This is a genomic window from Neisseria sp. HMSC058F07 (genome assembly GCF_001810035.1).
Taxonomy (GTDB): domain Bacteria; phylum Pseudomonadota; class Gammaproteobacteria; order Burkholderiales; family Neisseriaceae; genus Neisseria; species Neisseria perflava.
Map to the genome: position 1 here is coordinate 154,613 of NZ_KV799663.1, position 22,519 is coordinate 177,131.

A 22,519-nucleotide genomic window follows, 5' to 3' on the forward strand; every position below is an offset into this window, starting at 1 on the left:
CCGTCTGAATATTTCAGACGGCCTTTTTATTGTCAAACCGATTACATCTCGAGTTTTTGTTCCAAGCGTTCCATGCACGCGCCCAAGTGGCGGCGCATGACTTTGGTCACACGATTGCGCTTGCCTGCCAACAACAAATCGAGGATTTCTCGGTGTTCATGGTGCGAATTGGAATCGATGTTGCGCTTTTCTTTGCGAAGCGGATCGGAAACGGCCACAATCAATGAAGAGCGCGCGCACAAGGTATTCATGATTTCAAACAGGACATCGTTGTCCAGCAGCCGCGCCAATTCGACATGGAAAGCATTGGACAGGCGGTTCCAACCCACGCGGTCGCCACTTTCGGAAGCTGCACCCTCTTGCTCAATCATGGCGTAAAGCGGTTTCAGACGCGTTTCCAAATCAGGCATATCGATAAGGACGCTCAAAATCATGCTTTCCATTTCGATACGCGTGTTGAACACGTCTTTCATTTCTTTCAAGTCCGGCACATGGACAAATGCACCGCGGTTAGGCTGCAGATCGACGATTTTATCGTGCGCCAAAAGTGACAATGCGCCACGCACGGTATTGCGCGAGCAAACCATTTGCCGGCAAAGCTCGGACTCGGTCAGTTTTTTGCCCGGCAGCAGCAGATGGTCGGTAATGCCGTCCAAAATCAATGCGTACACGCGGAAGAGTTCCGAATCGTGACGCTCTTCCAAAATAAGCGATGAAGTTGCAGGCGCAACGTTGGTATTATTTTCGTAATCCATAATGTTTCCCCAGTATCCGTATTAAGGCACAAGCGTTTACAAACCTGCAGCTTTCGGGGTTGTTTAAAATATAATTAAAAATTGTTGACAATGTTAAACGAAACTTGCACAATGAGATCAACAAGCCAAGTTATAAAGGCTGATAGAGAGAGAGAAAAAGGAATAAAAAGCAAGCAGATATATTCATGTTAATGCGTGAATATATCTGCTTTTTTTGTGGGTAGCCGGTTCACGCTCCGATACTCCCACCCTGAAACCGCCCTATTCTGTTTCGACGATCTCGAAGCTGTGGCTCATTTTTGCCGCTTTACCCAGCATAATCGATGCGGAGCAATATTTTTCGGCAGACATCTGTACGGCGCGTTCAATCGCGCTTTCTTGCAAATCCCGACCATACACTTTGAAGTGGATATGGATTTCGGTAAACACGCGCGGCGCGGTGTCGGCGCGTTTGGCAGTCACTTCGGCACGGCAGTCGGTAATTTTTTGACGTTGTTTCTCGGCAATCATCACGACATCGATGCTGGAGCAGCCTGCTACACCCAACAACAGCATTTCCATCGGGCTGGGGCCGCGTTTGACTTCGCCTTCAGCCGCCGCGCCTTCCATCACAACGCTGTGTCCGTTTGCCGTTGTACCGACGAAACACATTCCGTCTATCCATTTTGAGGTAACTTGCATGGTGTCTTTTTTATCCGTAAAAGCATTAATCTGACATTGTAAACAATTTCAAGTGATAAACCTAGTCAGGCCGTCTGAAAAATACAATCAATTACAATTGGCCTAAACGCATTATTCGTCCCGATACGCCCAATGATTGACCGGCCCGTGCCCTGCCCCGATGCCCAAAGGATGGGAAATGGCGGCGGCAATATAGTTTTTTGCCGTTTGAACCGCCTCGGGCACGCTAAACCCTTTTGCCAACTCGGCAGTAATGCAGGCCGAAAACGTGCAGCCCGTGCCATGCGTATGCGGCGTTGGGAAACGTTTGCTGTTCAGCTCAATGGTTTCGTATGGCGTAAACAGCCAGTCGGTGCAATATTCGCTTTGGCTGTCGGCAAGATGGCCGCCTTTAATCACCACATTTTTCACACCCCAATCCTGAAGAATTTTGGCGGCGCGTTCCGCATCTTGACGGTTTTCAATATTAATACCCGTCAATGCCTGCGCTTCAGGCAGATTGGGGGTCAATACGTCCGTATGCGGCAGCAGCAGGCGTTTCATGGCTTCGACGGCTGAATTTTCCAACAACGGCGCACCGCCTTTGGCAATCATAACCGGATCCAACACGCGTTTGCCGAAATCGCATTCGGCAGTTTGTTCCGCCACGCATTCGATGATTTCCGCCGTACCCAGCATGCCGATTTTATAGGCGCGGATTTGGAAATCCTCCTGAATCGCAGCAATTTGCGCGGCAATCATGTCGGTCGGTATCGAATGCACTGCCGATACGCCCAAAGTATTTTGTGCGGTAACCGCGGTCAGTACACTGGTACCGAACACGCCGCGCATCTGAAATGTCTTCAAATCCGCCTGTATGCCCGCGCCGCCTCCGGAATCTGAGCCGGCAATCGTCAGCGTTTGAATAAAAAGTTCGTCCATCGTGTCCTCCTGTTTTTCAGACGGCCTTGTGTTTATCGTTGTTGAGAGCAGTTTGGTTTTATCCGCAAACAAAGGCATTCGCCGTCTATTTTTCCGAATGCCTTATCTGTTGTTTTACCAAAAACAAATGTATGTTCTCGGGCGAAATATCTTAACAAACAAAAGGCCATCTGAAAACTATTTTCATTTTCAGACGGCCTGTTCAATTTTAAACCTATTCAGGCTTAATCTTCGTATGCATCAATCGGCAAGCAGGAGCAAACCAGATTGCGGTCGCCATACACTTCATCTACCCGTTTGACGCTCGGCCAGAATTTGTTTTCGCGCACGAAAGGCAGCGGGAAGACGGCTTCTTCGCGGGAGTACGGATGCGCCCATTCGCCGGTTACATCTGCGGCGGTATGCGGAGCGTTGACCAGCGGGTTGTCCTCTTTCGGCCATTCGCCGCGCTCGACTTTCAGCACTTCCTGTTTGATTTGTTTCAGGGCGGCGATGAAGCGGTCGAGTTCGGCTTTGCTTTCGCTCTCGGTCGGCTCGATCATCAGCGTACCGGCAACAGGGAAGGAAACCGTCGGGGCGTGGAAGCCGTAGTCCATCAGGCGTTTGGCGATGTCGGTTTCGGTGATGCCGCTTTCGGCTTTGAGCGGACGCAAGTCGACGATACATTCGTGCGCGACGCGGCCATTTTTGCCTGTATACAGAATCGGATAGTCTTCGCTCAGACGTTTGGCAACGTAGTTGGCGTTGAGCAATGCCCAGCGTGTTGCCTGCTCCATGCCTTGTTTGCCCATCATGGTCAGGTACATCCAAGTAATCGGCAGGATGGACGCAGAACCGAAGGCCGCAGCAGCAACGGCGGTTTGGTCGGCACTGGCGCTGTGGATGTCGGTCAAAGCATGTCCCGGTGCAAACGGGGCAAGGTGGGCTTTCAAACCGATAGGGCCGACGCCCGGACCGCCGCCGCCGTGAGGGATACAGAAGGTTTTGTGCAGGTTCATGTGCAACACGTCCGCGCCGACTTCGGCAGGCTGCATGATGCCGATTTGGGCGTTGAGGTTGGCGCCGTCCATGTAAACCTGTCCGCCGTTTTCATGGATGATGCGGCAGATGTCGCGGATGCCTTCTTCATACACGCCGTGGGTGGACGGGTAAGTAATCATGATGGCGGACAAAGCGTCGCGGTATTGCTCGGCTTTGGCTTTCAAATCGTCGATGTTGACGTTTCCGTGTTCGTCGGTATCGACAACGACGACTTTCAAACCCAGCATAGCGGCAGTCGCAGGGTTGGTGCCGTGGGCGGATTTGGGAATCAGGCAGATGTTGCGGTGTCCCTCGCCGTTGGCTTCTTGATAGCGGCGGATGGACAGCATGCCACTGTATTCGCCCTGCGCGCCGGAGTTGGGCTGGAAGGAAATCGCGTCAAAGCCGGTGATGGCTTTCAGGCTGTTTTCCATGTCGGTCAAAAGCGCGTAGTAGCCTGTGGCTTGGTCTTTGGGGGCATAGGGGTGGATGTCGGTGAACTCTGCCCAAGTAATCGGCAACATTTCCGCAGTCGCATTGAGCTTCATGGTGCAGCTACCGAGCGAAATCATGCTGCGGTTCATCGCCAAGTCGCGGTCTTCGAGTTTCTTCAGATAGCGCAGCATTTCGTGTTCGGTGTGGTAACGGTTGAATACGGGATGTTGCAGAATGTCGTCTTGACGCAGCAATTCGGCATTCAGACGGCCTTTGACGTCATCGGCAAATGCGAACGTATCCTTGCCGGTAAACGCGCGGTACAAATCAACCAAATCTTCGTATGCCGATGTTTCATGGAATGCAGCCGCAACTTGAGTATCGTTGACGCGGCGCAGGTTGTAACCCGACTCCAAAGCAGCGGCAAACACTTGGTCTGCTTTCTCTTTGCTGCCGAAATCAACGGTAACGGTATCGAAGAAGACTTTGTGAACCACATTCAGGCCGTCTGAAACCAGCGCATCGGCAAAGGCAGAAGCCAGCGCATGAATGCGGTTGGCAATGCGTTTCACGCCTTCCGGGCCGTGGTAAACGGCATACATACCGGCCAAGTTCGCCAGCAATGCCTGTGCGGTACAAATATTGGATGTCGCTTTTTCGCGGCGGATATGTTGCTCGCGGGTGGACAACGCCATGCGCAGCGCGGGTTTGCCTGATGCGTCTTTGGATACGCCGATGATGCGGCCTGGGGCGGAACGTTTGAACTCGTCTTTAAACGCGAAATAAGCAGCGTGCGGACCACCGAAGCCCATTGGCACGCCGAAGCGTTGGGTGTTGCCCAAAGCAATATCTGCGCCCAGTTCAGCCGGAGACTTCAGCAAAACCAAGCTCATGATGTCGGCGGCAACGGCCACGATTGTGCCTTTTGCTTTCAGACGACCGATAACATCCTGCAAATCTTGTACGTCGCCGTCTTTACCGACGTATTGGAACAGCGCGCCGAAGTATTCGCCGTCATCAGCTTGGGCAAAATCTCCAACCACCAGTTCAAAACCGAAATATTTGGCGCGGGTTTTCATCACGTCCAAAGTTTGCGGATACACGCGCGCATCCACAAAGAAACGCTCGGATTTCACTTTGCCCACGCGGTGCGCCATCGCCATCGCTTCAGCAGCGGCAGTTGCCTCGTCCAGCAAAGACGCGCCTGCCACAGGGAAACCGGTCAAATCGATACACACTTGTTGGAAGTTCAACAAAGCTTCCAAACGACCTTGGGCAATTTCCGCTTGATACGGGGTGTAGGCAGTGTACCAACCCGGATTTTCCAATACGTTGCGCAAAATCACGTTCGGCACGCGGGTCGGGTAATAGCCCAAACCGATATAGGATTTGTTGATCACGTTTTTCGACGCGATGCCTTTCAATTTCGCCAACGCGTCCGCCTCGGTCAAAGCTTCGGGCAAATCGAGTTCGGACGGCATACGGATGCTTTGCGGCACGGTATTGCCGACAAAATCGTCCATGCTCTTCTCGCCGAGCGCTTCCAAAAGCGCAGCCTCGTCGCCAAAGCTCAAATGGCGCACGGCAAATTCGTTCGGGTTGAACAATTCAGATAGTTTCATTTCTACTCCTTCGGTGTTATCGATATCAACACTGTTTTTTCTTGCAGATGTTGTTTCAGACGGCCTCCGCCCACTTTGGACGACATGCCAATATTTCCCTATAAACCGGACAGGTTTCCACATGCGCGCCGGGCAGGTAGCCGGTACTCATCAGAAATTCGCCGACGATTTCGCCGCCGACAAATTTGAAATGTTTTTTAAACAGCTTCACCCATTCAGCCTTGTCGAGCGGATGGTGTGTATCCAACCAGTTTTTGAATGAGCCGTATTCTTGCCGTATTTGCTTGATTTGTCGCGCGTTATAAATGGCTGCGTTGATTTTCAGGCGGTTGCGGACGATGCCTGCATCGGCAAGCAGCCGCTCAATTTCGGCTTCGTCAAATGCGGCGACCGTATCGATGTCGAAACCTTTAAATGCCGTCTGAAATGCCCGTTGCTTCTTCAGCATCAGCGTCCAGCTCAATCCTGCCTGATTGATTTCCAACACCAGCCGCTCAAACAATTCATTGTCATCCTCAATCGGAAAACCGTATTGCGTGTCGTGATAATGTTGGTTGGGGTTGTCCGTATCGTCGGGAAGAGTGGCGACAAATTCGCAGTAATTCATGTTTGTTGAGGGAAAATTGAAACAAAGGCCGTCTGAAAGCATTTTTCAGACGACCTAAGACCTGCAATATCAAACAGGCACAAAACCTGTTTGGATGTTTGCAAAAATCAAGCTACTTCGCCTGCGTATTGTTCGGCAGTCAACAGACCGTCGTAATCGGCAGGGTTGGCAGGTTTGATTTTGAAGAACCAGCCTGCGCCGTAAGGATCGCTGTTGGCAGTTTCCGGAGCGCTTGGCAAATCTTCGTTGACGGCAACGACTTCGCCTGCAATCGGCGCGTACACGTCGGACGCGGCTTTTACAGACTCAACCACACCGGCTTGCTCTTCGGCAGCCAGGTTTGCGCCGACTTCAGGCAGCTCGACAAACACGATGTCGCCCAACAGCTCTTGCGCGTGATGGGTAATGCCGACAGTGATGGTACCGTCTTCTTCAAGGCGCAGCCATTCGTGGCTGGCAACGTATTTCAGTTCTGCTGGGATGTTGCTCATGGTTTGATACTCCATTGATAGGGGGTTATTTTCAGACGGCATCTTCATGAATCAATATCCACAGATGCCTTGTTCAATGCTTTCTACAAACGTCCGTATTAGACGACAATTAAAACCTGCTTTCAGACGGCCCTTAACAAATAAGGCCGTCTGAACCGATATTAATCAAACTGTTTTTGACCATTACGCACAAACGGCAGCTTCAATACGCGTACATCCACTTCTTTGCCGCGCATCAGTACTTTGGCAGTATCGCCGTCAAAGTCTTTCGGTACGCGCGCGATGGCGATGGATTGCTTCAGGCTTGGCGAGAATACGCCGCTGGTGGTTTCGCCTTTGCCTTTGTCGGTCAACACTTCCATATGCGCGCGCAGGATGCCGCCTTTTTCGAGCAACAGGCCGACCTGTTTCACGGTAACGCCTTTTTCTTTCAATGCCAGCAAGGCGGCTTTACCGACGAAGTCGCGGCTTTCGTCTTTTAAGTCAACGGTCCAACCCATGCCTGCTTCGAGCGGGCTGGTATTGTCGTCCATATCGTTGCCGTAGAGGTTCATACCGGCTTCCATGCGCAGGGTGTCGCGTGCGCCGAGGCCGCAAGGCTGTACGCCTGCTGCTTGCAGGGCTTTGAAGAATGCGACGGCTTCAGTGCCGGGCAGGATGACTTCGACGCCGTCTTCGCCGGTATAGCCGGTGCGGGCGACAAACCAGTCATTGCCCAAGTCTGCACCTTGGAACGGTTTGAGGCCGTGAATAACGTCTGCCCATTCAGGTTTGACGGTCAGGAGTTTTTCGATGGCTTTCGGGCCTTGTACGGCGAGCATGCCGAGGTCGTAGCGAGGATTGAAGGCAACGCCGAACTCTTGTCCGACTTTGTGGAATTGCGCCGTGTCTTTTTCACGGGTCGCGCCGTTGGACACGATGCGGTATTGTGTTTCGGCTTCGTTGGTGCGGTAAACGATCAAGTCGTCAATCACGCCGCCGTTGTCGTTGAGCAAAGCGGAATAAAGGGCTTTGCCGACAAAAGCGAGTTTGGCGACATCGTTGGCAATCAATTTGCGGAAAAAGGCTTTGGCATTTGCGCCTGCTACGTCGGTAACGAGCATATGGGATACGTCAAACATACCGGCGTCGGTGCGCACGGCTTCGTGTTCGGCGATTTGTGAACCATAATGGATGGGCAGCTCCCAGCCGGCAAAATCTACCAGCTTCGCGCCTGCATCTTGATGGGCTTGATGAAATGGGGTGGTTTTCAGAGCAGTCATTCTCAAGTTTCTCCGGATTTTTTGTTCAGATGCCGCCCGCGCACCTGTGCGCGGATGACCCTATCTGTCCTTGAACCTGAGATTTTCGGCTGTATCCGCATGATGGCAAACCAGTCTGCTCACTGCTTTGCGCGGTTGTCTGAATGGTGGTTCAGACGGCCTTCTCCCCTTCGGTGGACGTTATTCCAACGCCGCTCTCCAGATTGTTTGTTTCAATGTGCAGTCCCTGATACCTGAGCGATTTAAGGGTGTCTGCGCCTTCGGTGGTTACATTGTAGTTGGGTGTAACACTCTCCTGCACATTTCCCGATTATGTCTTGAATCGGCAGTTTGGGCAAGTAGCCGACGAATATTTATGATGTGAATATCCGTCTTTTTATTGGGGCGGCAAAACCTGAGCCCTTATAAAATTGTTAGCTATGCGGCAAATGTTTTTGCAAAAGTCTCAGGCCGTCTGAAGCCCTTACCCGTTTTTCCTATATAATTCTGTTTTTTCGATTTATCCGCGTCCATCATGAACCGCCTCAAACGCATTAAAACCATCCTCTGCACGCTCTACCGCTACCGCCTTGCCGAGCTGATTGCCTCGCTGGTCCGTCCGGGTTGGGCGCGGACTTTCCTCAATATGCTGCCGCAGTCGTCCAAGTTCAAACACGAAATGCCTGCCGTGCGCCTGCGTTTGGCGTTGGAAAGCCTGGGGCCGATTTTCATCAAATTCGGGCAGGTATTGTCCACGCGTCCCGATTTGATTCCGCACGATTACGCGGTCGAACTGGCAAGGCTGCAAGACAAAGTGCCGCCGTTTGACGCGCAACTTTCACGCTCGCAAATCGAAAAATCACTGGGACAATCCATCGACACTTTATACGCGGAATTTGAAACAGAGCCTGTCGCCAGCGCGTCCATCGCCCAAGTACACAAAGCCCACCTGCATTCGGGCGAACAGGTCGCCGTGAAAGTCTTGCGCCCCAACCTTTTGCCCGTTATCGAACAGGATTTGTCGCTGATGCGCTTTGGTGCAGGCTGGGTGGAGCGTTTGTTTTCAGACGGCAAGCGTTTGAAGCCGCGCGAAGTAGTGGCCGAATTTGACAAATACCTGCACGACGAATTGGACTTGATGCGCGAAGCCGCCAATGCCAGCCAGCTCGGTCGCAATTTCCAAAACAGCGATATGCTGATTGTGCCGAAGGTGTTTTACGACTACTGCACCAGCGACGTGCTGACCATCGAATGGATGGACGGCACTCCGGTATCCGATATTGCCAAACTCAAAGCCGACGGCATTGATTTGCACAAACTTGCCGATTACGGCGTGGAAATCTTCTTCACGCAAGTTTTCCGCGACGGCTTTTTCCATGCGGATATGCACCCCGGCAATATTTTGGTCGCCGCCGACAACCGCTACATTGCCCTCGATTTCGGCATCGTCGGCACGCTGACCGACTACGACAAACGCTATCTCGCCATCAACTTCCTCGCATTCTTCAACCGCGATTACCACCGCGTCGCTACCGCCCACATCGAATCGGGCTGGGTGCCTGCCGACACGCGCGCGGAAGAATTGGAAGCGGCTGTCCGCGCCGTGTGCGAACCGGTGTTCAACAAACCGATTTCGCAAATTTCCTTCGGCTTGGTACTGATGCGCCTGTTTGAAGTCAGCCGTCGCTTCAATGTCGAAATCCAACCGCAGCTGGTATTGCTGCAAAAAACGCTGCTCAACATCGAAGGCTTAGGCCGCCAACTCGATCCCGATTTGGACTTGTGGAAAACCGCCAAACCGTTTTTGGTGCGTTGGATGAACGAACAGGTCGGCCCCAAAGCCCTTTGGCGCAACCTCAAAAACGAAGCTCCCGACTGGGCGCAAATCATCCCTTCCCTGCCGCGCAAAATCAGTGCGTTGGTTGATGAAAACCGCCAACAGGAAATGCGCGATGCCTATGTGCATCTGGTCAAAGTACAGCAACGCCAAAGCCTGTGGTTGGCTGTGATTGCGGTTGTTTTGCTACTGATTTTGCTGTTTAAGTAAACCGTAATACAGCTTTAAACGGCATATAAAAGGCCGTCTGAAATTTAGTTTTCAGACGGCCTTTTATATGCCTATCTATTCTTTTTTCTCATGCGGAACATGTCCGCTTTCGGCTTCGATATGCCGTCTGAAGCGCAGACCTGCGGCGTGATAAAACGGATGCGGCGAGAATTGGCGCGAGACTTGCGAAGCGAAGATGCAAGTCAGCAACATCCAAAACAACAAATTCTGTCCGCCCGTCATTTCCATTACCACTACGGCAGCGGTCAACGGCGATTGGGTTGCGGCGGCAAGGAACGCGGCCATGCAGAGCAAAACCGCGACATTGGACGCGTCGCCCAGTTGCGCGAAAGAAGCCATGTGTTCGCCTATCATCGCACCAATGGTTAAAGACGGCGTGAAGATACCGCCGGGAATGCCTGCCCAGTAGCTGAACACGGTCGCCGCCCATTTTGCGGCAGCCAAGCCGAACGGCGCTTCATATGCGCCTTTAAGAGCGGCTGCGGCTTCGTGATAACCCGTACCATAGGTTTTACCTTGATAAAACGTACCGAGCAACGCCAACAAGATACCCATTACAAAAGCGACCACCAACAAATGACGGCGGATGAAACTGCGCCAGCGTACCGGTGCGAATGCCGCCGCGCCGCGATACAAAAAGCTGCCGAACAATCCGCCAGCCACGCCGCAGACGATGCCCGACACCGCGGCCCACATCAGCATGTTTGGCAGCTCATGCCCTTGAAACCCTGAAAAATACGGGTTGTTGCCCTGTATCGCCACTTGAATGAAACCGGCTGCCAACACGCCCATCAGGATTTGGCGTTCCCAACGCAAAATCACGCCGCGCCCCAATTCTTCGATGGCAAACACCACGCCGGCCAAAGGTGCGTTAAACGCCGCTGCCAAACCGCCGGCCGCACCTGCGGCAATCAAATCGTTTTCCTGCATGCCCCTAAACGCCAGCCCGTGCTTTTTACACCAGGCGCCCCAAGCGTTCATGACCGCCGCACCCACTTGTACAGACGGCCCTTCCCTGCCGATCGATGCCCCCAAAATCATGCCCAAAAACGTCAGCGGAATTTTAAAAAAGGTTTCGCCCAGACGAATCAGACGGGTTTTCTGCGCGCCATACGGCAAAGACAACGAAGCGATGACTTGCGGAATACCGCTGCCGGAAGTGTACGGCGCAAATTTGCGCGTAAACCACGCCAAAAGCGGCAAACCCAGCGGCAAGGCCACCCACGCAAACCATGGATATTTTCCCACCAACAAAGCGTTCCATTCCAAAGCCAAATCCGCCAAGTACGCAAACATCAAAGCCGTCAGGGCAACCAGTGCCGATCCTGCCAGCAAAAACAGAAAGGCAATGCTCTTTTTCGACAGGCGTTTGGTTTGGCGGATTTTGTGGGCGAGGCGCGCCGCCCAAGTCTGTGGAAATTTCATAATAGGCACGCAGTCAATGTGTTCAGACGGCCTTGATACTTTTCTCAAAGGCCGTCTGAAAACAAGGATGAAGGTTTTTAAGAACGGTAATCCGCGTTAATCGACACATACTCGTGCGACAAATCGCAGGTATAGACGGCCGCCGTCGTATCGCCGCGTTGCAAATCGATGCGGACGGTAATTTCCGGACGATTCATCACGGCTTGTCCTGCTTCTTCGGTATAGCTTTCCGCACGGCCGCCGTTTTCAGCCACCAACACGTCATCCAGCCACATTTTCAAAGCATCGACGTCCAAGTCTTCAATACCGGCATAGCCGACGGCTGCCAACAGACGGCCCAAATTCGGGTCGGAGGCAAAGAAAGCAGTTTTTACCAAAGGCGAATGGGCGACGGCATAAGCCACTTTGCGCGCCTCTTCGCGGGTTTTCGCGTTTTGTACTTCAACCGTGATGAACTTGGTCGCGCCCTCGCCATCACGGACAATCGCCTGCGCCAATTCCAAAGCCAGCGAACCGAGCAATGCTTTGAGCTGCGCATAGCGCGGATCGGCGGTATTGTCGATTTCGCTCTGACCGCAACGGCCTGTCGCCATAATCACGAAGCTGTCGTTGGTGCTGGTGTCGCCGTCCACGGTAATCGTATTGAAACTTTCGTCTGCGATTTCTTGGGTCATCAGCTGCAAAATCGGTTGGGACACTTTGGCATCAGTGGCGATAAACGACAACATGGTCGCCATATTCGGATGAATCATGCCCGAGCCTTTGGAGATGCCGGTGGCGCGGACTGTGTGTTTTTCGCCGACCAAGCCTGTGCGTGAAGCGGCTTTCGGCACAGTATCCGTCGTCATGATGGCACGCGCCGCGTCCGACCAGAATGCAGGGCGCACTTGCGGCAAAGCGGCCACGATTTTATCCACAGGCAGCGGCTCCAAAATCACGCCGGTCGAAAACGGCATAATCTGATTGGATTGGCAGCCGACCTGCTCTGCCACCGCCGCGCACACTTTAATCGCGTCCAGACGGCCTTGTGCGCCGGTACCCGCATTGGCATTGCCCGTATTGATGACTAAGGCACACACGCCGTCTTGGTCAAACAGATGCGACTTGGCGATATGCACCGGTGCGGCGCAGAACCGGTTTTGCGTAAACACCGCGCCCACCGTATGTCCGCCGCCCAACACCATCAGCGTCAAATCGTCGCGGTCTTGTTGCTTGATGCCGGCACGACCTGTAAACAGACGGATACCGTCGATTTCCAACAATTCGTCTGCACGTTTTTCAGTCAAATTTACAGCCATATCATTTTCTCCTGTTTACACTATTTTCAGACGGCCTAAACGCTATACGCCCAATAAGGGAATCAAGATAGGCACCAATACCGCCGTCAACACGCCGTTGAGCGTCAAGCCCAAGCCGGCATAGGCGGCCATACGGCGGCCGTATTCCAAAGACGCCGCAATACCCATCGCATGCGAGGCCGTACCCAAAGACATTCCCACTGAAGAAGGCATATACAACGCCCCTTTCAACACTTTATATCCGGCCATCTGGCCAAAAAGTCCGGCAATAATCACCGTTGCCGCCGTAATCGCCGGAATACCGCCGACCGATGCCGTGATTTCAATCGCAATCGGGTTGGTCACGGATTTGGAAGCCAGCGACAAAATCACTTCGCGCGAAGCGCCCAGCCATTTGGCAAAATACACGCCTGTAACAATGCCCGTCACGCTGCCCGCCAACTGCGACAACACCACCGGCAACCACTGGCTGCGGATACGGTCCCAATTTCGATAAAGCGGCACCGCCAGCAAAACGACTGCCGGTTTCAACCAAAAATCAATAAAGTGCGAAGCAGAATGGTACAGCTCGTAATCGATGGCAAATACCTTCAAATACCCCATCAACACCAGCGTGCTGATCAATACCGGATTACACAGCACATTCCCCGTGCGCGCCCGAATCTGCACCGCCAAAGCATACACGGCCAAAGTCAGGAACAACATGACCGAGGGCATACGCAACAGCCCGTCTATGTTCATCACATCCACCTCCTGACCCACTCATGCACTTTGCCGGTCACCAACAATACGCAGATCGTACTGCCGATTGTGGCCGTCAGAATCGAAAACCAGTCGTTTGCAATCACATCCAAATAGCTGATGACGGCCACGCAAGGCGGCACCAAAAACAAAGTCAGGTTTGCCATCAAAATGTCCGCCAGTTCTCCCACCCAAGACAATTTGACCCAGCCGGCCTGAAGCGCGGCAAACAGCAAAGCCATGCCGACAATACTGCCCGGCAGCTTCAACCCCAAAATCCAAACGGCCGCCTCGCCCAAAGCCAGGCAACCCAATACCACCAATAAGGCACGAATAATATTCATTAAGCCGGTTTCTCCTTATCCTTTTTCAGACGGCCTCAAAAAATTTATTGATCATTGAATCATATCGTGCCACAGGCCGTCTGAAAAGGGAAGAAACGCCTTCCTACAAGTTTAATGAAAGATAAGTATGATTACTCTAGCGGATTGACTTAGGCAATATTGGAACCCTACCCTGCTTTTGTCTTTAACGGCCACCGCAAACCGGGCATTCGGGATTGTGTCTCACCCCGTATTGCTGCCATTTTCCGCTCAACGCGTTATAGGTAGAAAGTTTGCCGTGCGATGGCGCACCGATACCGATCAGCACTTTAAGCGCTTCGGCGGCTTGGGTCGTTCCGATAACGCCGACCAATGGCGAAAAAACGCCAAACAATGCACAAGCGCCGTCGCTGGCTTGTTCGCCGTCAAACAGGCAGGCATAGCAAGGCGTATCGGGAAGATCGGGACGGTACACGGCGATTTGTCCGTCAAAGCCGACGGCCGCGGCGGAAACCAAAGGCGTGTGCGTGGCAACGGCGACGCGGTTGACCGCCTGGCGCGTGGGATAATTGTCGGAACAATCGAGGATGATGTCGGCGGCGTTTGCCAATTCGACAAGCCTGGCCTCATCAAGAAATTCGGCAATGGCTGTAATGTGTGTTTGGCTGTTGATCTGTTTCAGACGGCCTTGCATGACCAAAGCCTTGTTTTTACCGATGTCGGCTTCGGTAAACGTGATTTGGCGTTGAAGGTTGGTCTCGTCAATGGTATCGGCATCGGCAATCGTCAGGCTGCCGATACCGGCGGCGGCAAGATACGGCAAGGCCGCCGCACCCAGCCCGCCGCAACCAACAACGAGCACATGGGCGGCCAAGAATTTTTCTTGGCCTTCAATACCGATTTCATCCAGCAGGATATGGCGGCTGAACCGCAAAAGTTGTTGATCGTTCATCATAACAATAAGGCCGTCTGAAACCCAATGTTCAGACGGCCTGAATGGTTTAGAAATTAATATTTTCGTATGCGTTGTCAAACAGGAAAGGACGGCCTTCACTGCTGGTTTCGGATTCGAGGCGGATGCCGCTGAGCATCATATTGCGGTCAACGTCTTTCATCATGTCGTAAACACTCAAGAGCGCCAAATTTAGGCCAGTCAGGGCTTCGGTGGCAATGCTGCCGTTGCTGTTCGCTTGGACGGTCAATGTGGCCTTCAGGCAGGCCAGCTCAACGTTAATATCGAAATCAACCTGCACGCCGATGATGCGTCCGGGCAGGTGCAGCGGAATCAGGTTGGCGGTCTGTTTGATGCTCTGAATGGCGGCAACTCGGGCGATGGTCAGAATACTTGCCTTTTCGGTGGCATTCTCTATCAACACCCGTATCGCCTGCTGGCTCATGTTGACGGTACCGACGGCGACGGCGGTGTGTTGCTCAGGGAAATCGGGCTGGTTGGGAAATTCAATCATGGGTTTCTCGCCTCTGTTTTGACAGTCAATATTTTACGGCATTTTACAGACAGCGACCACGTGGCGGATACAGACGGCTGTTTTCTGGTTTGAAATGTATCGGACGGCAGCATTGGCAGTTTACAAAAATTTGCTATACAATGGATTCACGATACACCCAAATTAACATTTAAATAAGAGAAAAATCATGCAACTGCATATCTTAAATAATCCAAAAGATGCCGCTCTGGCAGCGGATGCGGAATTTTTAAAACAGTCTCTTTTCAATCTGCTGCATGAGGAAGCGTCGCCTTTGGTGGTCGAAACCGTTAAGTTGTTATCGACTTCAGACGACAGCGCCGCCTTGATTGAGAAGGTGTTGCCGCAATTGGACGAACAACAAACCCACGATTTAACCTTGGCCTGCGGCCTGTTCGCACAGATTTTGAACATCGCCGAAGACGTGCACCACGAACGCCGCCGCCAAATCCACGAAGATGCCGGACACAACAGCGCCGAAGGCAGCCTGACAGAAACCGTGCGTAAACTCAAAGCCGGAAAAGTCAACGGCAAAGCGTTGCAACAACAACTGGACAATACAGTCGTTACCGCCGTTTTGACCGCGCACCCGACCGAAGTGCAACGCCAAACCGTCTTGAGCTTCAACCGCCGCATCCGCGCGCTGCTGCCGCAACGCGAACGCTGCACCAACCCTGACGCGCTGGCTCAGTTACGCCGAGAAATCGACACCGTGCTTTTGGGCTTGTGGCAGACCAGCGAAACGCGCCGCCACAAACTCAGCGTCAACGACGAGATCAACAACGGTGTATCCATCTTCCCAATGAGCTTCTTTGAAGCCCTGCCCAAACTCTACCGCACAATGGAACGTGATTTTCAGACGGCCTATCCCGGCGTCCGCGTTCCGAATATCCTTAAAATCGGCGGCTGGATCGGCGGCGACCGCGACGGCAACCCGTTCGTTTCTGCCGAAACCTTGCGTTTTGCGTTCAGACGACATGCCGACGCAGTGTTCCGTTTCTATCGTGGCGAACTCGACAAACTCTACCGCGAATTGCCGCTCTCCATCCGCCGCGTCAAAGTCAACGACGATGTGATGGCATTGGCCGCCCTCTCGCCTGACGAAGAAATCGCCCGCACCGAAGAGCCCTACCGCCGCGCCATCGCCTACATCATGGCACGCGCCATGGGCAAGGCACGCTCACTCGGTTTGGGCATGGGCTGCAAATTCGGCTTCCTCGAGCCTTATGCCACGGTTGAAGAGTTCCTCAACGACCTGAAAAAACTGCAACGCTCGCTCCACGAAAACGGCAGCCAACTGCTGGCAGAAGGCCGTCTGGCCGACATTATCCGCAGCGTGTCCGTGTTTGGCTTCCACATGATGCCGCTCGACCTGCGCCAACACGCAGGCAAACACGCCGATGTGGTTGCCGAGCTTTTCCAACACGCAGGCTTGGAAGACTACAACAGCCTGAACGAAGAGCAAAAACAAGCCGCCCTGTTGCGCGAATTGGGCCATCAACGTCCGCTGTACAGCCCGTTCATCACATACAGCGACCATACCCGCCACGAACTGGCAATTTTCAACGAAGCGCGTAAAATCAAAGACGAATTTGGCGAAGATGCCGTTACACAAAGCATTATTTCCAACTGCGAACAACCCAGCGACCTGCTCGCCTTGGCATTACTGCTGAAAGAAAGCGGCCTGTTGGTGGTAGAAAACGGCAAACCGCACAGCCGCATCAACATCGTGCCTCTATTTGAAACCATCGAAGCGCTCGAAAACGCCTGTCCGGTCATGGAAACCATGTTCCGCCTCGACTGGTATGATGCCCTGCTCGAAAGCCGCGGCAACATTCAAGAAATCATGCTCGGCTACTCCGACTCCAACAAAGACGGCGGCTACGTTACCAGCTCATGGTGTCTGTATCAGGCAGAGTTGGGCTTGGTCGAACTCTTCAAAAAATACGATGTCCGCATGCGCCTGTTCCACGGCCGCGGCGGCAGTGTAGGTCGCGGCGGCGGCCCTTCTTACCAAGCTATCTTGGCGCAACCTGCGGGCAGTGTTGCCGGACAAATCCGCATTACCGAGCAAGGCGAAGTCATTACCGCCAAATACGCCGACCCGGGCAATGCCCAACGCAACTTGGAAACCTTGGTTGCCGCGACTTTGGAAGCCAGCATCCTGCCGGACAAAAAAGACCCTGATGACAAACTGATGCAGGACTTGTCGGACGTATCGTTCAAATACTACCGCGAACTGATTACCCACCCCGACTTCATCGACTACTTCCTGCAAACCAGCCCGATTCAGGAAATCGCCACCCTCAACCTTGGCAGCCGTCCCGCCAGCCGCAAAACCTTGGCGCGGATTCAGGACTTGCGTGCAATTCCGTGGGTATTCTCATGGATGCAAAACCGCCTCATGCTGCCGGCTTGGTACGGTTTCGGCAGCGCAGTGGAAACCTTGTGCGAAGGCAATCCCGACACACTGACCGCCCTGCGCGAACATGCCCAAAGCAATCCGTTCTTCCAAGCCATGCTCTCCAATATGGAACAAGTCATGGCGAAAACCGACATCACTTTGGCGGAAAACTACGCCGGCTTGAGCGAATCGCCCGATAAAGCAAAAGTCATCTTCGGCATGATCAAGGAAGAATACCAACGCAGCCGCAAAGCACTGCTCGACCTGCTGCAAACCGAAGAGCTCCTGCGCGACAACCGCAGCCTCGCCCGTTCGCTTGCCTTGAGGATTCCATATTTGAACGCTCTCAACGGCCTGCAAGTCGCCATGCTCAAACGCCTGCGCAAAGAGCCCGATAATCCGCACGCCCTTCTGATGGTTCACTTGACCATCAACGGCGTAGCGCAAGGTTTGCGTAATACCGGTTAAGGCAGTACGGAAAAAAGGCCGTCTGAAACAATTTTCAGACGGCCTTTTTATGATGAATATACACCAGCATTGCGGCTGTTTTGAGTACCTCTACAATATGCTATAATCCGCCGTTAAACTTTTATCTTTTCAGGAAAAACCATGAGCTTGAAATGCGGTATCGTCGGTTTGCCCAACGTCGGCAAATCCACCCTCTTTAACGCGCTGACCCAATCGGGTATCGAAGCGGCAAACTATCCTTTCTGTACCATCGAACCCAACGTCGGCATCGTTGAAGTCCCTGATCCGCGTATGGCCGAATTAGCAAAAATCGTCAATCCGCAAAAAATGCAGCCCGCCATCGTCGAATTTGTCGACATCGCCGGTTTGGTTGCAGGTGCGAGCAAAGGCGAAGGCTTAGGCAACCAGTTCCTCGCCAACATCCGTGAAACTGACGCGATTGTTAACGTCGTGCGTTGCTTTGACGACGACAACATCGTCCATGTCGCAGGCAAAGTCGATCCGATTGCCGACATCGAAACCATCGGCACCGAGTTGGCACTGGCTGACTTAGCCAGCGTCGAAAAAACCATCGTCCGCGAAGAAAAACGTGCACGCTCAGGCGACAAAGACGCGCAAAAACTGGTCGATCTGTGCAAAAAACTGCTACCTCATCTGGACGAAGGCAAGCCTGTACGCTCCTTCGGCTTAGACGCAGAAGAACTCGCCATGCTCAAACCACTGTTCTTGCTGACTGCCAAACCTGCCATGTATGTCGGCAACGTTTCCGAAGACGGTTTTGAAAACAACCCGCACCTCGACCGCCTGAAAGAATTGGCTGCAAAAGAAAACGCGCCGGTTGTGGCCGTATGTGCCGCGATGGAAAGCGAAATCGCCGAATTGGAAGACGATGAAAAAGCCGAATTCCTCGCCGAAATGGGCTTGGAAGAACCGGGCCTGAACCGTCTGATTCGTGCCGGCTACGACCTCTTAGGCCTGCAAACCTACTTTACCGCCGGCGTAAAAGAAGTCCGCGCTTGGACCATCCACAAAGGCGACACTGCGCCACAAGCCGCCGGCGTAATTCACACCGACTTTGAACGCGGCTTCATCCGTGCCCAAGTTATCTCCTACGAAGACTTCATCGCTTTAGGCGGCGAAGCCAAAGCCAAAGAAGCAGGCAAAATGCGTGTGGAAGGCAAAGAATACGTCGTACAAGACGGCGATGTGATGCACTTCTTGTTTAACGTGTAAGTAAGGTCGTCTGAAAGCATAAAGAATGCAAATCAAATTTGGTAGGCTAAGCTTTTCTTAGCCTACCTTCCTTCAAAGTTTAGGGAAAATGTCTAATATCAATCTTATAGATATTGTAAAAAATATATTTTATTTTATTGGTTCGTCAGCAGGATTATTTGCGGTTCTTCGCCCAGTATTTGAAAGCAAACTTCAACAAGATATTCAAAATGCTAGGAAAATAATTGAACGAATTGGAGAAAATAGGATTTTATACTTAGATTCAAGTATTTATTCCCATCGTTGTGTTTCTAGTGAATTTTTTGTAGATATAGATATTTTAAGTAATGATATTAGCGAGAAAAAACAATGCACACGCTTTTCCAGTCATATTTCATGCTATTTCGATACCGAACTAAAAGAAATTATAAATGAATATATCAACCTAAGAAGCTACATACAAGTTCCGGAATGGGAGCCTAGATACAATGACGATAATGGAAAATCAGCGTGGTATTTCAATAAGAAAGCTGAAAGTTTTTATCCATCAGGAGAGCATTTTCCCGCTAACTATCCGAAACATTTAGAAGAAGCTGCTAAAATAGCTGACAAAATAAAAATAAGATTTTTAAGATTCCAAGCATTAACTGAGCTTCATTACATAGAAACAATTTTTCACAAATGGACCGTAGCTAAATTATATAAAAAACATAACTTGACCGTATAAATAATGTTCAAAAGATCAAAAATTTAGAAATAATTAAATTCATGAAATTGCTAAATCAATATCTAGCCTATTTTAATCAACGGAAGTTTCAATGAAATCAGTTATCCAAGACCTACAATCGCGTGGCTTAATCGCCCAAACTACCGACATCGAAGCCTTAGACGCTTTGTTGAACGAACAAAAAATTTCCCTCTATTGCGGTTTTGACCCGACAGCAGACAGCCTGCACATCGGCCACTTGCTGCCTGTATTGGCATTGCGCCGTTTCCAACAAGCCGGCCATACGCCGATTGCTTTGGTGGGCGGCGCGACCGGCATGATTGGCGACCCAAGCTTTAAAGCCGCCGAACGCAGCTTGAATTCTGCCGAAACCGTTGCCGGTTGGGTTGAAAGCATCCGCAACCAACTGACCCCTTTCTTAAGCTTTGATGGCGACAATGCGGCCATTATGGCCAATAATGCCGACTGGTTCGGCAGCATGAACTGCCTCGACTTCCTGCGCGACATCGGCAAGCATTTCTCCGTCAACGCCATGCTGAACAAGGAATCTGTCAAACAGCGTATCGAGCGCGACGATGTGGGTATTTCCTTCACCGAATTCGCCTATTCCCTGCTGCAAGGCTACGACTTTGCCGAATTGAACAAACGCCACGGCGCGGTTTTGGAAATCGGCGGTTCCGACCAATGGGGCAACATCACTGCCGGTATCGACTTGACCCGCCGTCTGCACCAAAAACAAGTATTCGGCCTGACCCTGCCTTTGGTAACCAAATCAGATGGCACCAAATTCGGCAAAACCGAAGGTGGCGCAGTATGGTTGAACGCGAAGAAAACTTCTCCGTATCAGTTCTACCAATTCTGGCTGAAAGTGGCCGATGCCGATGTGTATAAATTCCTGAAATACTTTACCTTCCTGTCTATCGAAGAAATCGACGCCATCGAAGCCAAAGACAAAGCCAGCGGCACCAAACCTGAAGCGCAACGCATTCTTGCAGAGGAAATGACCCGCTTGATTCACGGCGAAGAAGCCCTTGCCGCCGCCCAACGCATTTCTGAAAGCCTGTTTGCCGAAGACCAAAGCCATCTCACCGAAAGCGACTTCGAGCAGCTGGCACTCGACGGCCTGCCGACTTTTGAAGTTTCCGAGAGCCTCAACGTGGTGGAAACTTTGGTGAAAACCGGTTTGGCGTCTTCCAACAAAGAAGCGCGCGGCTTTGTTAACAGCAAAGCGGTTTTGCTCAACGGCAAACCTGCCGAAGCCAACAATCCGAACCATGCCGCTGAAAAACCTGACGATGCCTACATGCTGACCGACGAACACAAACGTTTCGGCAAATACACCATCGTCCGCCGCGGCAAACGCAACCACGCTTTGTTGGTTTGGAAATAATCTTGAAACATTAAACGCATCGTTTAAAATAATCATGCCGTCTGAAATCAGCCACGCTTTTTTCAGACGGCATTTTCTATTGATGATATTCAGTTCTCCCAAAAAGAAAGGGCAGGTTTTGCACCTGCCCTTCTATTAAGTTATCCAATTTCTTTAAGAAACTTTTATCGCTTGCTTACTGCAAACGCTCATTTTCTTGGCGTACGGCATTCACCACATCCGCGCCAAACAAAGCGTTGACATCGGTTTCATCAAACACATACTTGGTATGGCAGAAATCGCAATCGATTTGAATGCTGCCTTGTTCTGCCACCACGCCGCCTACTTCCTGACCGCCAAGCATCAACAGCATATCGCTGACTTTGCCGCGGGAGCAGGTGCAGGCAAATTCAATGGCTTCCGGTTCAAAAACGCGGGGCGGGGTTTCATGGTAAAGGCGGTAAAGGGCATGATGCGCATCCAAACCAGTCAACTCTTGCGGAGTAAGCGTTTGTGCAAGCGTGGTCACATGTTCCCATGCGGCATCATCCAATTCTTCTTCCGGCAGGCGTTGCAGCAATAATGCACCTGCGGCTTGGTCGTCGGCGGCAAGCGTAATATAGGTATCGAGCTGCTCGGAACGTTTCATATAGTTGACCAGCATTTGCGCAATGCTGTCGCCTTCCAGCGGCACAACACCTTGCCAAGGGTCGGCATCTTTAGGCTGATGGGTCAAAACGAACACGCTGTTTTCGCCTAACAGCGCAGTCAGGCTTTCATCATCACGGATTTCAGCAGTTTCGTCCCAACGCGCGGTAGCACGGACAGTATTTTCAGAAGTCGCTTCCACCACCAACATTTTCAGACGGCCCTGACCTTGAACCTGAACAATCAGCGTACCTTCGTTTTTAAGGTTGGCAGACAATAAAGAACCGGCGGCCAACAATTCGCCCAATGCACGACGGATGGCGATAGGATAATGTTTTTGGTTGACGATGTGGTGCCAAACTTTTTCGAGGCGGATGTGCATACCGCGGATAGGCATATCGTCGAAGATAAAGCGTGTACGGATATCGCTGTGATTTTGTGTCATGTCAGTCTCTGAAAATAAATCAATGAATGCCGCTTATATGGTTGCAGCGGCGGATAAATCAAGCGAAACCGCGTTTGATGTTTTTCTAGTTTGTTTGGAAACAAGGGTTTAACGCAAAATAACAGCAGTTTTTT

General features: G+C 51.9%; 19 protein-coding genes and 1 riboswitch. Of the genes, 5 read left to right on the plus strand and 14 right to left on the minus strand.

Going from position 1 to position 22,519, the window contains the following annotated elements:
• Positions 1-41: 41 nt before the first annotated feature.
• The 7 genes from HMPREF2696_RS00965 to gcvT all read right to left on the minus strand — a co-directional run bounded on the left by HMPREF2696_RS00965 (position 42) and on the right by gcvT (position 7,794).
• Positions 42-755 carry a GntR family transcriptional regulator gene (locus tag HMPREF2696_RS00965; protein ID WP_070587508.1) on the minus strand — a complete coding sequence of 238 codons (714 nt, stop codon included), beginning with the start codon at positions 753-755 and terminating at the stop codon, positions 42-44.
• A 261-nt stretch (positions 756-1,016) separates the two neighbouring features.
• Positions 1,017-1,436, minus strand: coding sequence for an OsmC family protein (locus HMPREF2696_RS00970; RefSeq protein WP_003679886.1), 420 nt, complete (start codon positions 1,434-1,436; stop codon positions 1,017-1,019).
• 111 nt (positions 1,437-1,547) lie between these two features.
• Positions 1,548-2,357, minus strand: a complete 810-nt coding sequence (gene thiD, locus HMPREF2696_RS00975) for a bifunctional hydroxymethylpyrimidine kinase/phosphomethylpyrimidine kinase (RefSeq protein WP_039862072.1) — start codon at positions 2,355-2,357, stop codon at positions 1,548-1,550.
• Between the two features lie 224 nt (positions 2,358-2,581).
• Positions 2,582-5,434 carry an aminomethyl-transferring glycine dehydrogenase gene (gene gcvP / locus HMPREF2696_RS00980; protein ID WP_004519547.1) on the minus strand — a complete coding sequence of 951 codons (2,853 nt, stop codon included), beginning with the start codon at positions 5,432-5,434 and terminating at the stop codon, positions 2,582-2,584.
• 55 nt (positions 5,435-5,489) lie between these two features.
• A complete protein-coding gene (locus HMPREF2696_RS00985; RefSeq protein WP_049336411.1) occupies positions 5,490-6,041 on the minus strand; it encodes a DNA-3-methyladenine glycosylase I in 552 nt (183 codons plus the stop codon).
• A 107-nt stretch (positions 6,042-6,148) separates the two neighbouring features.
• Entirely contained in the window at positions 6,149-6,547 is a 399-nt protein-coding gene (gcvH, locus tag HMPREF2696_RS00990; RefSeq protein ID WP_036492952.1) for a glycine cleavage system protein GcvH, read from the minus strand.
• Positions 6,548-6,693: 146 nt separating this feature from the next.
• Positions 6,694-7,794: a glycine cleavage system aminomethyltransferase GcvT gene (gcvT, locus tag HMPREF2696_RS00995; protein WP_004519543.1), complete on the minus strand. Its 1,101-nt coding sequence runs from the start codon at positions 7,792-7,794 to the stop codon at positions 6,694-6,696.
• A gap of 210 nt (positions 7,795-8,004) precedes the next feature.
• A riboswitch (glycine riboswitch) is annotated at positions 8,005-8,102 on the minus strand.
• A 206-nt stretch (positions 8,103-8,308) separates the two neighbouring features.
• Here gcvT and ubiB point away from each other — a divergent pair.
• Positions 8,309-9,820, plus strand: coding sequence for a ubiquinone biosynthesis regulatory protein kinase UbiB (ubiB, locus tag HMPREF2696_RS01000; protein ID WP_004519542.1), 1,512 nt, complete (start codon positions 8,309-8,311; stop codon positions 9,818-9,820).
• A gap of 75 nt (positions 9,821-9,895) precedes the next feature.
• Here the strand turns inward: ubiB and HMPREF2696_RS01005 are convergent, their stop codons facing one another.
• From HMPREF2696_RS01005 to HMPREF2696_RS01030, 6 genes are all read right to left on the minus strand, one after another.
• A complete protein-coding gene (locus HMPREF2696_RS01005) occupies positions 9,896-11,266 on the minus strand; it encodes a chloride channel protein (protein ID WP_004519541.1) in 1,371 nt (456 codons plus the stop codon).
• Positions 11,267-11,343: 77 nt separating this feature from the next.
• Positions 11,344-12,564 carry a bifunctional glutamate N-acetyltransferase/amino-acid acetyltransferase ArgJ gene (argJ, locus tag HMPREF2696_RS01010; RefSeq protein WP_004519540.1) on the minus strand — a complete coding sequence of 407 codons (1,221 nt, stop codon included), beginning with the start codon at positions 12,562-12,564 and terminating at the stop codon, positions 11,344-11,346.
• 42 nt (positions 12,565-12,606) lie between these two features.
• Positions 12,607-13,305 carry an LrgB family protein gene (locus HMPREF2696_RS01015; protein ID WP_004519539.1) on the minus strand — a complete coding sequence of 233 codons (699 nt, stop codon included), beginning with the start codon at positions 13,303-13,305 and terminating at the stop codon, positions 12,607-12,609.
• Positions 13,305-13,649 (minus strand): CidA/LrgA family protein, encoded by a 345-nt coding sequence (locus HMPREF2696_RS01020; RefSeq protein WP_004519538.1) that lies wholly within the window; start codon positions 13,647-13,649, stop codon positions 13,305-13,307. The genes HMPREF2696_RS01015 and HMPREF2696_RS01020 overlap by 1 nt, the downstream gene beginning before the upstream one ends.
• Positions 13,650-13,833: 184 nt before the next feature.
• Positions 13,834-14,580, minus strand: coding sequence for a HesA/MoeB/ThiF family protein (locus HMPREF2696_RS01025; protein ID WP_198400582.1), 747 nt, complete (start codon positions 14,578-14,580; stop codon positions 13,834-13,836).
• Between the two features lie 49 nt (positions 14,581-14,629).
• Entirely contained in the window at positions 14,630-15,094 is a 465-nt protein-coding gene (locus HMPREF2696_RS01030) for a cyclic pyranopterin monophosphate synthase MoaC (protein WP_004519536.1), read from the minus strand.
• A gap of 187 nt (positions 15,095-15,281) precedes the next feature.
• Here HMPREF2696_RS01030 and ppc point away from each other — a divergent pair, with 187 nt between their 5' ends.
• The 4 genes from ppc (at position 15,282) to tyrS (ending at position 21,313) form a co-directional block, all read left to right on the plus strand.
• Complete coding sequence (gene ppc, locus HMPREF2696_RS01035) at positions 15,282-17,984, plus strand: phosphoenolpyruvate carboxylase (protein ID WP_004519535.1); 2,703 nt, start codon at positions 15,282-15,284, stop codon at positions 17,982-17,984.
• Between the two features lie 141 nt (positions 17,985-18,125).
• Positions 18,126-19,217, plus strand: a complete 1,092-nt coding sequence (gene ychF, locus HMPREF2696_RS01040) for a redox-regulated ATPase YchF (protein WP_004519534.1) — start codon at positions 18,126-18,128, stop codon at positions 19,215-19,217.
• Positions 19,218-19,305: 88 nt separating this feature from the next.
• Positions 19,306-19,923, plus strand: coding sequence for a hypothetical protein (locus HMPREF2696_RS01045; RefSeq protein ID WP_004519533.1), 618 nt, complete (start codon positions 19,306-19,308; stop codon positions 19,921-19,923).
• Positions 19,924-20,014: 91 nt separating this feature from the next.
• Positions 20,015-21,313 carry a tyrosine--tRNA ligase gene (gene tyrS, locus HMPREF2696_RS01050; protein WP_004519532.1) on the plus strand — a complete coding sequence of 433 codons (1,299 nt, stop codon included), beginning with the start codon at positions 20,015-20,017 and terminating at the stop codon, positions 21,311-21,313.
• Between the two features lie 175 nt (positions 21,314-21,488).
• On the opposite strand, the gene hslO is transcribed toward tyrS, so the two are convergent.
• On the minus strand, positions 21,489-22,385 hold the full coding sequence (gene hslO, locus HMPREF2696_RS01055; protein ID WP_004519531.1) for an Hsp33 family molecular chaperone HslO: 897 nt from the start codon (positions 22,383-22,385) through the stop codon (positions 21,489-21,491).
• Positions 22,386-22,519: the final 134 nt, after the last annotated feature.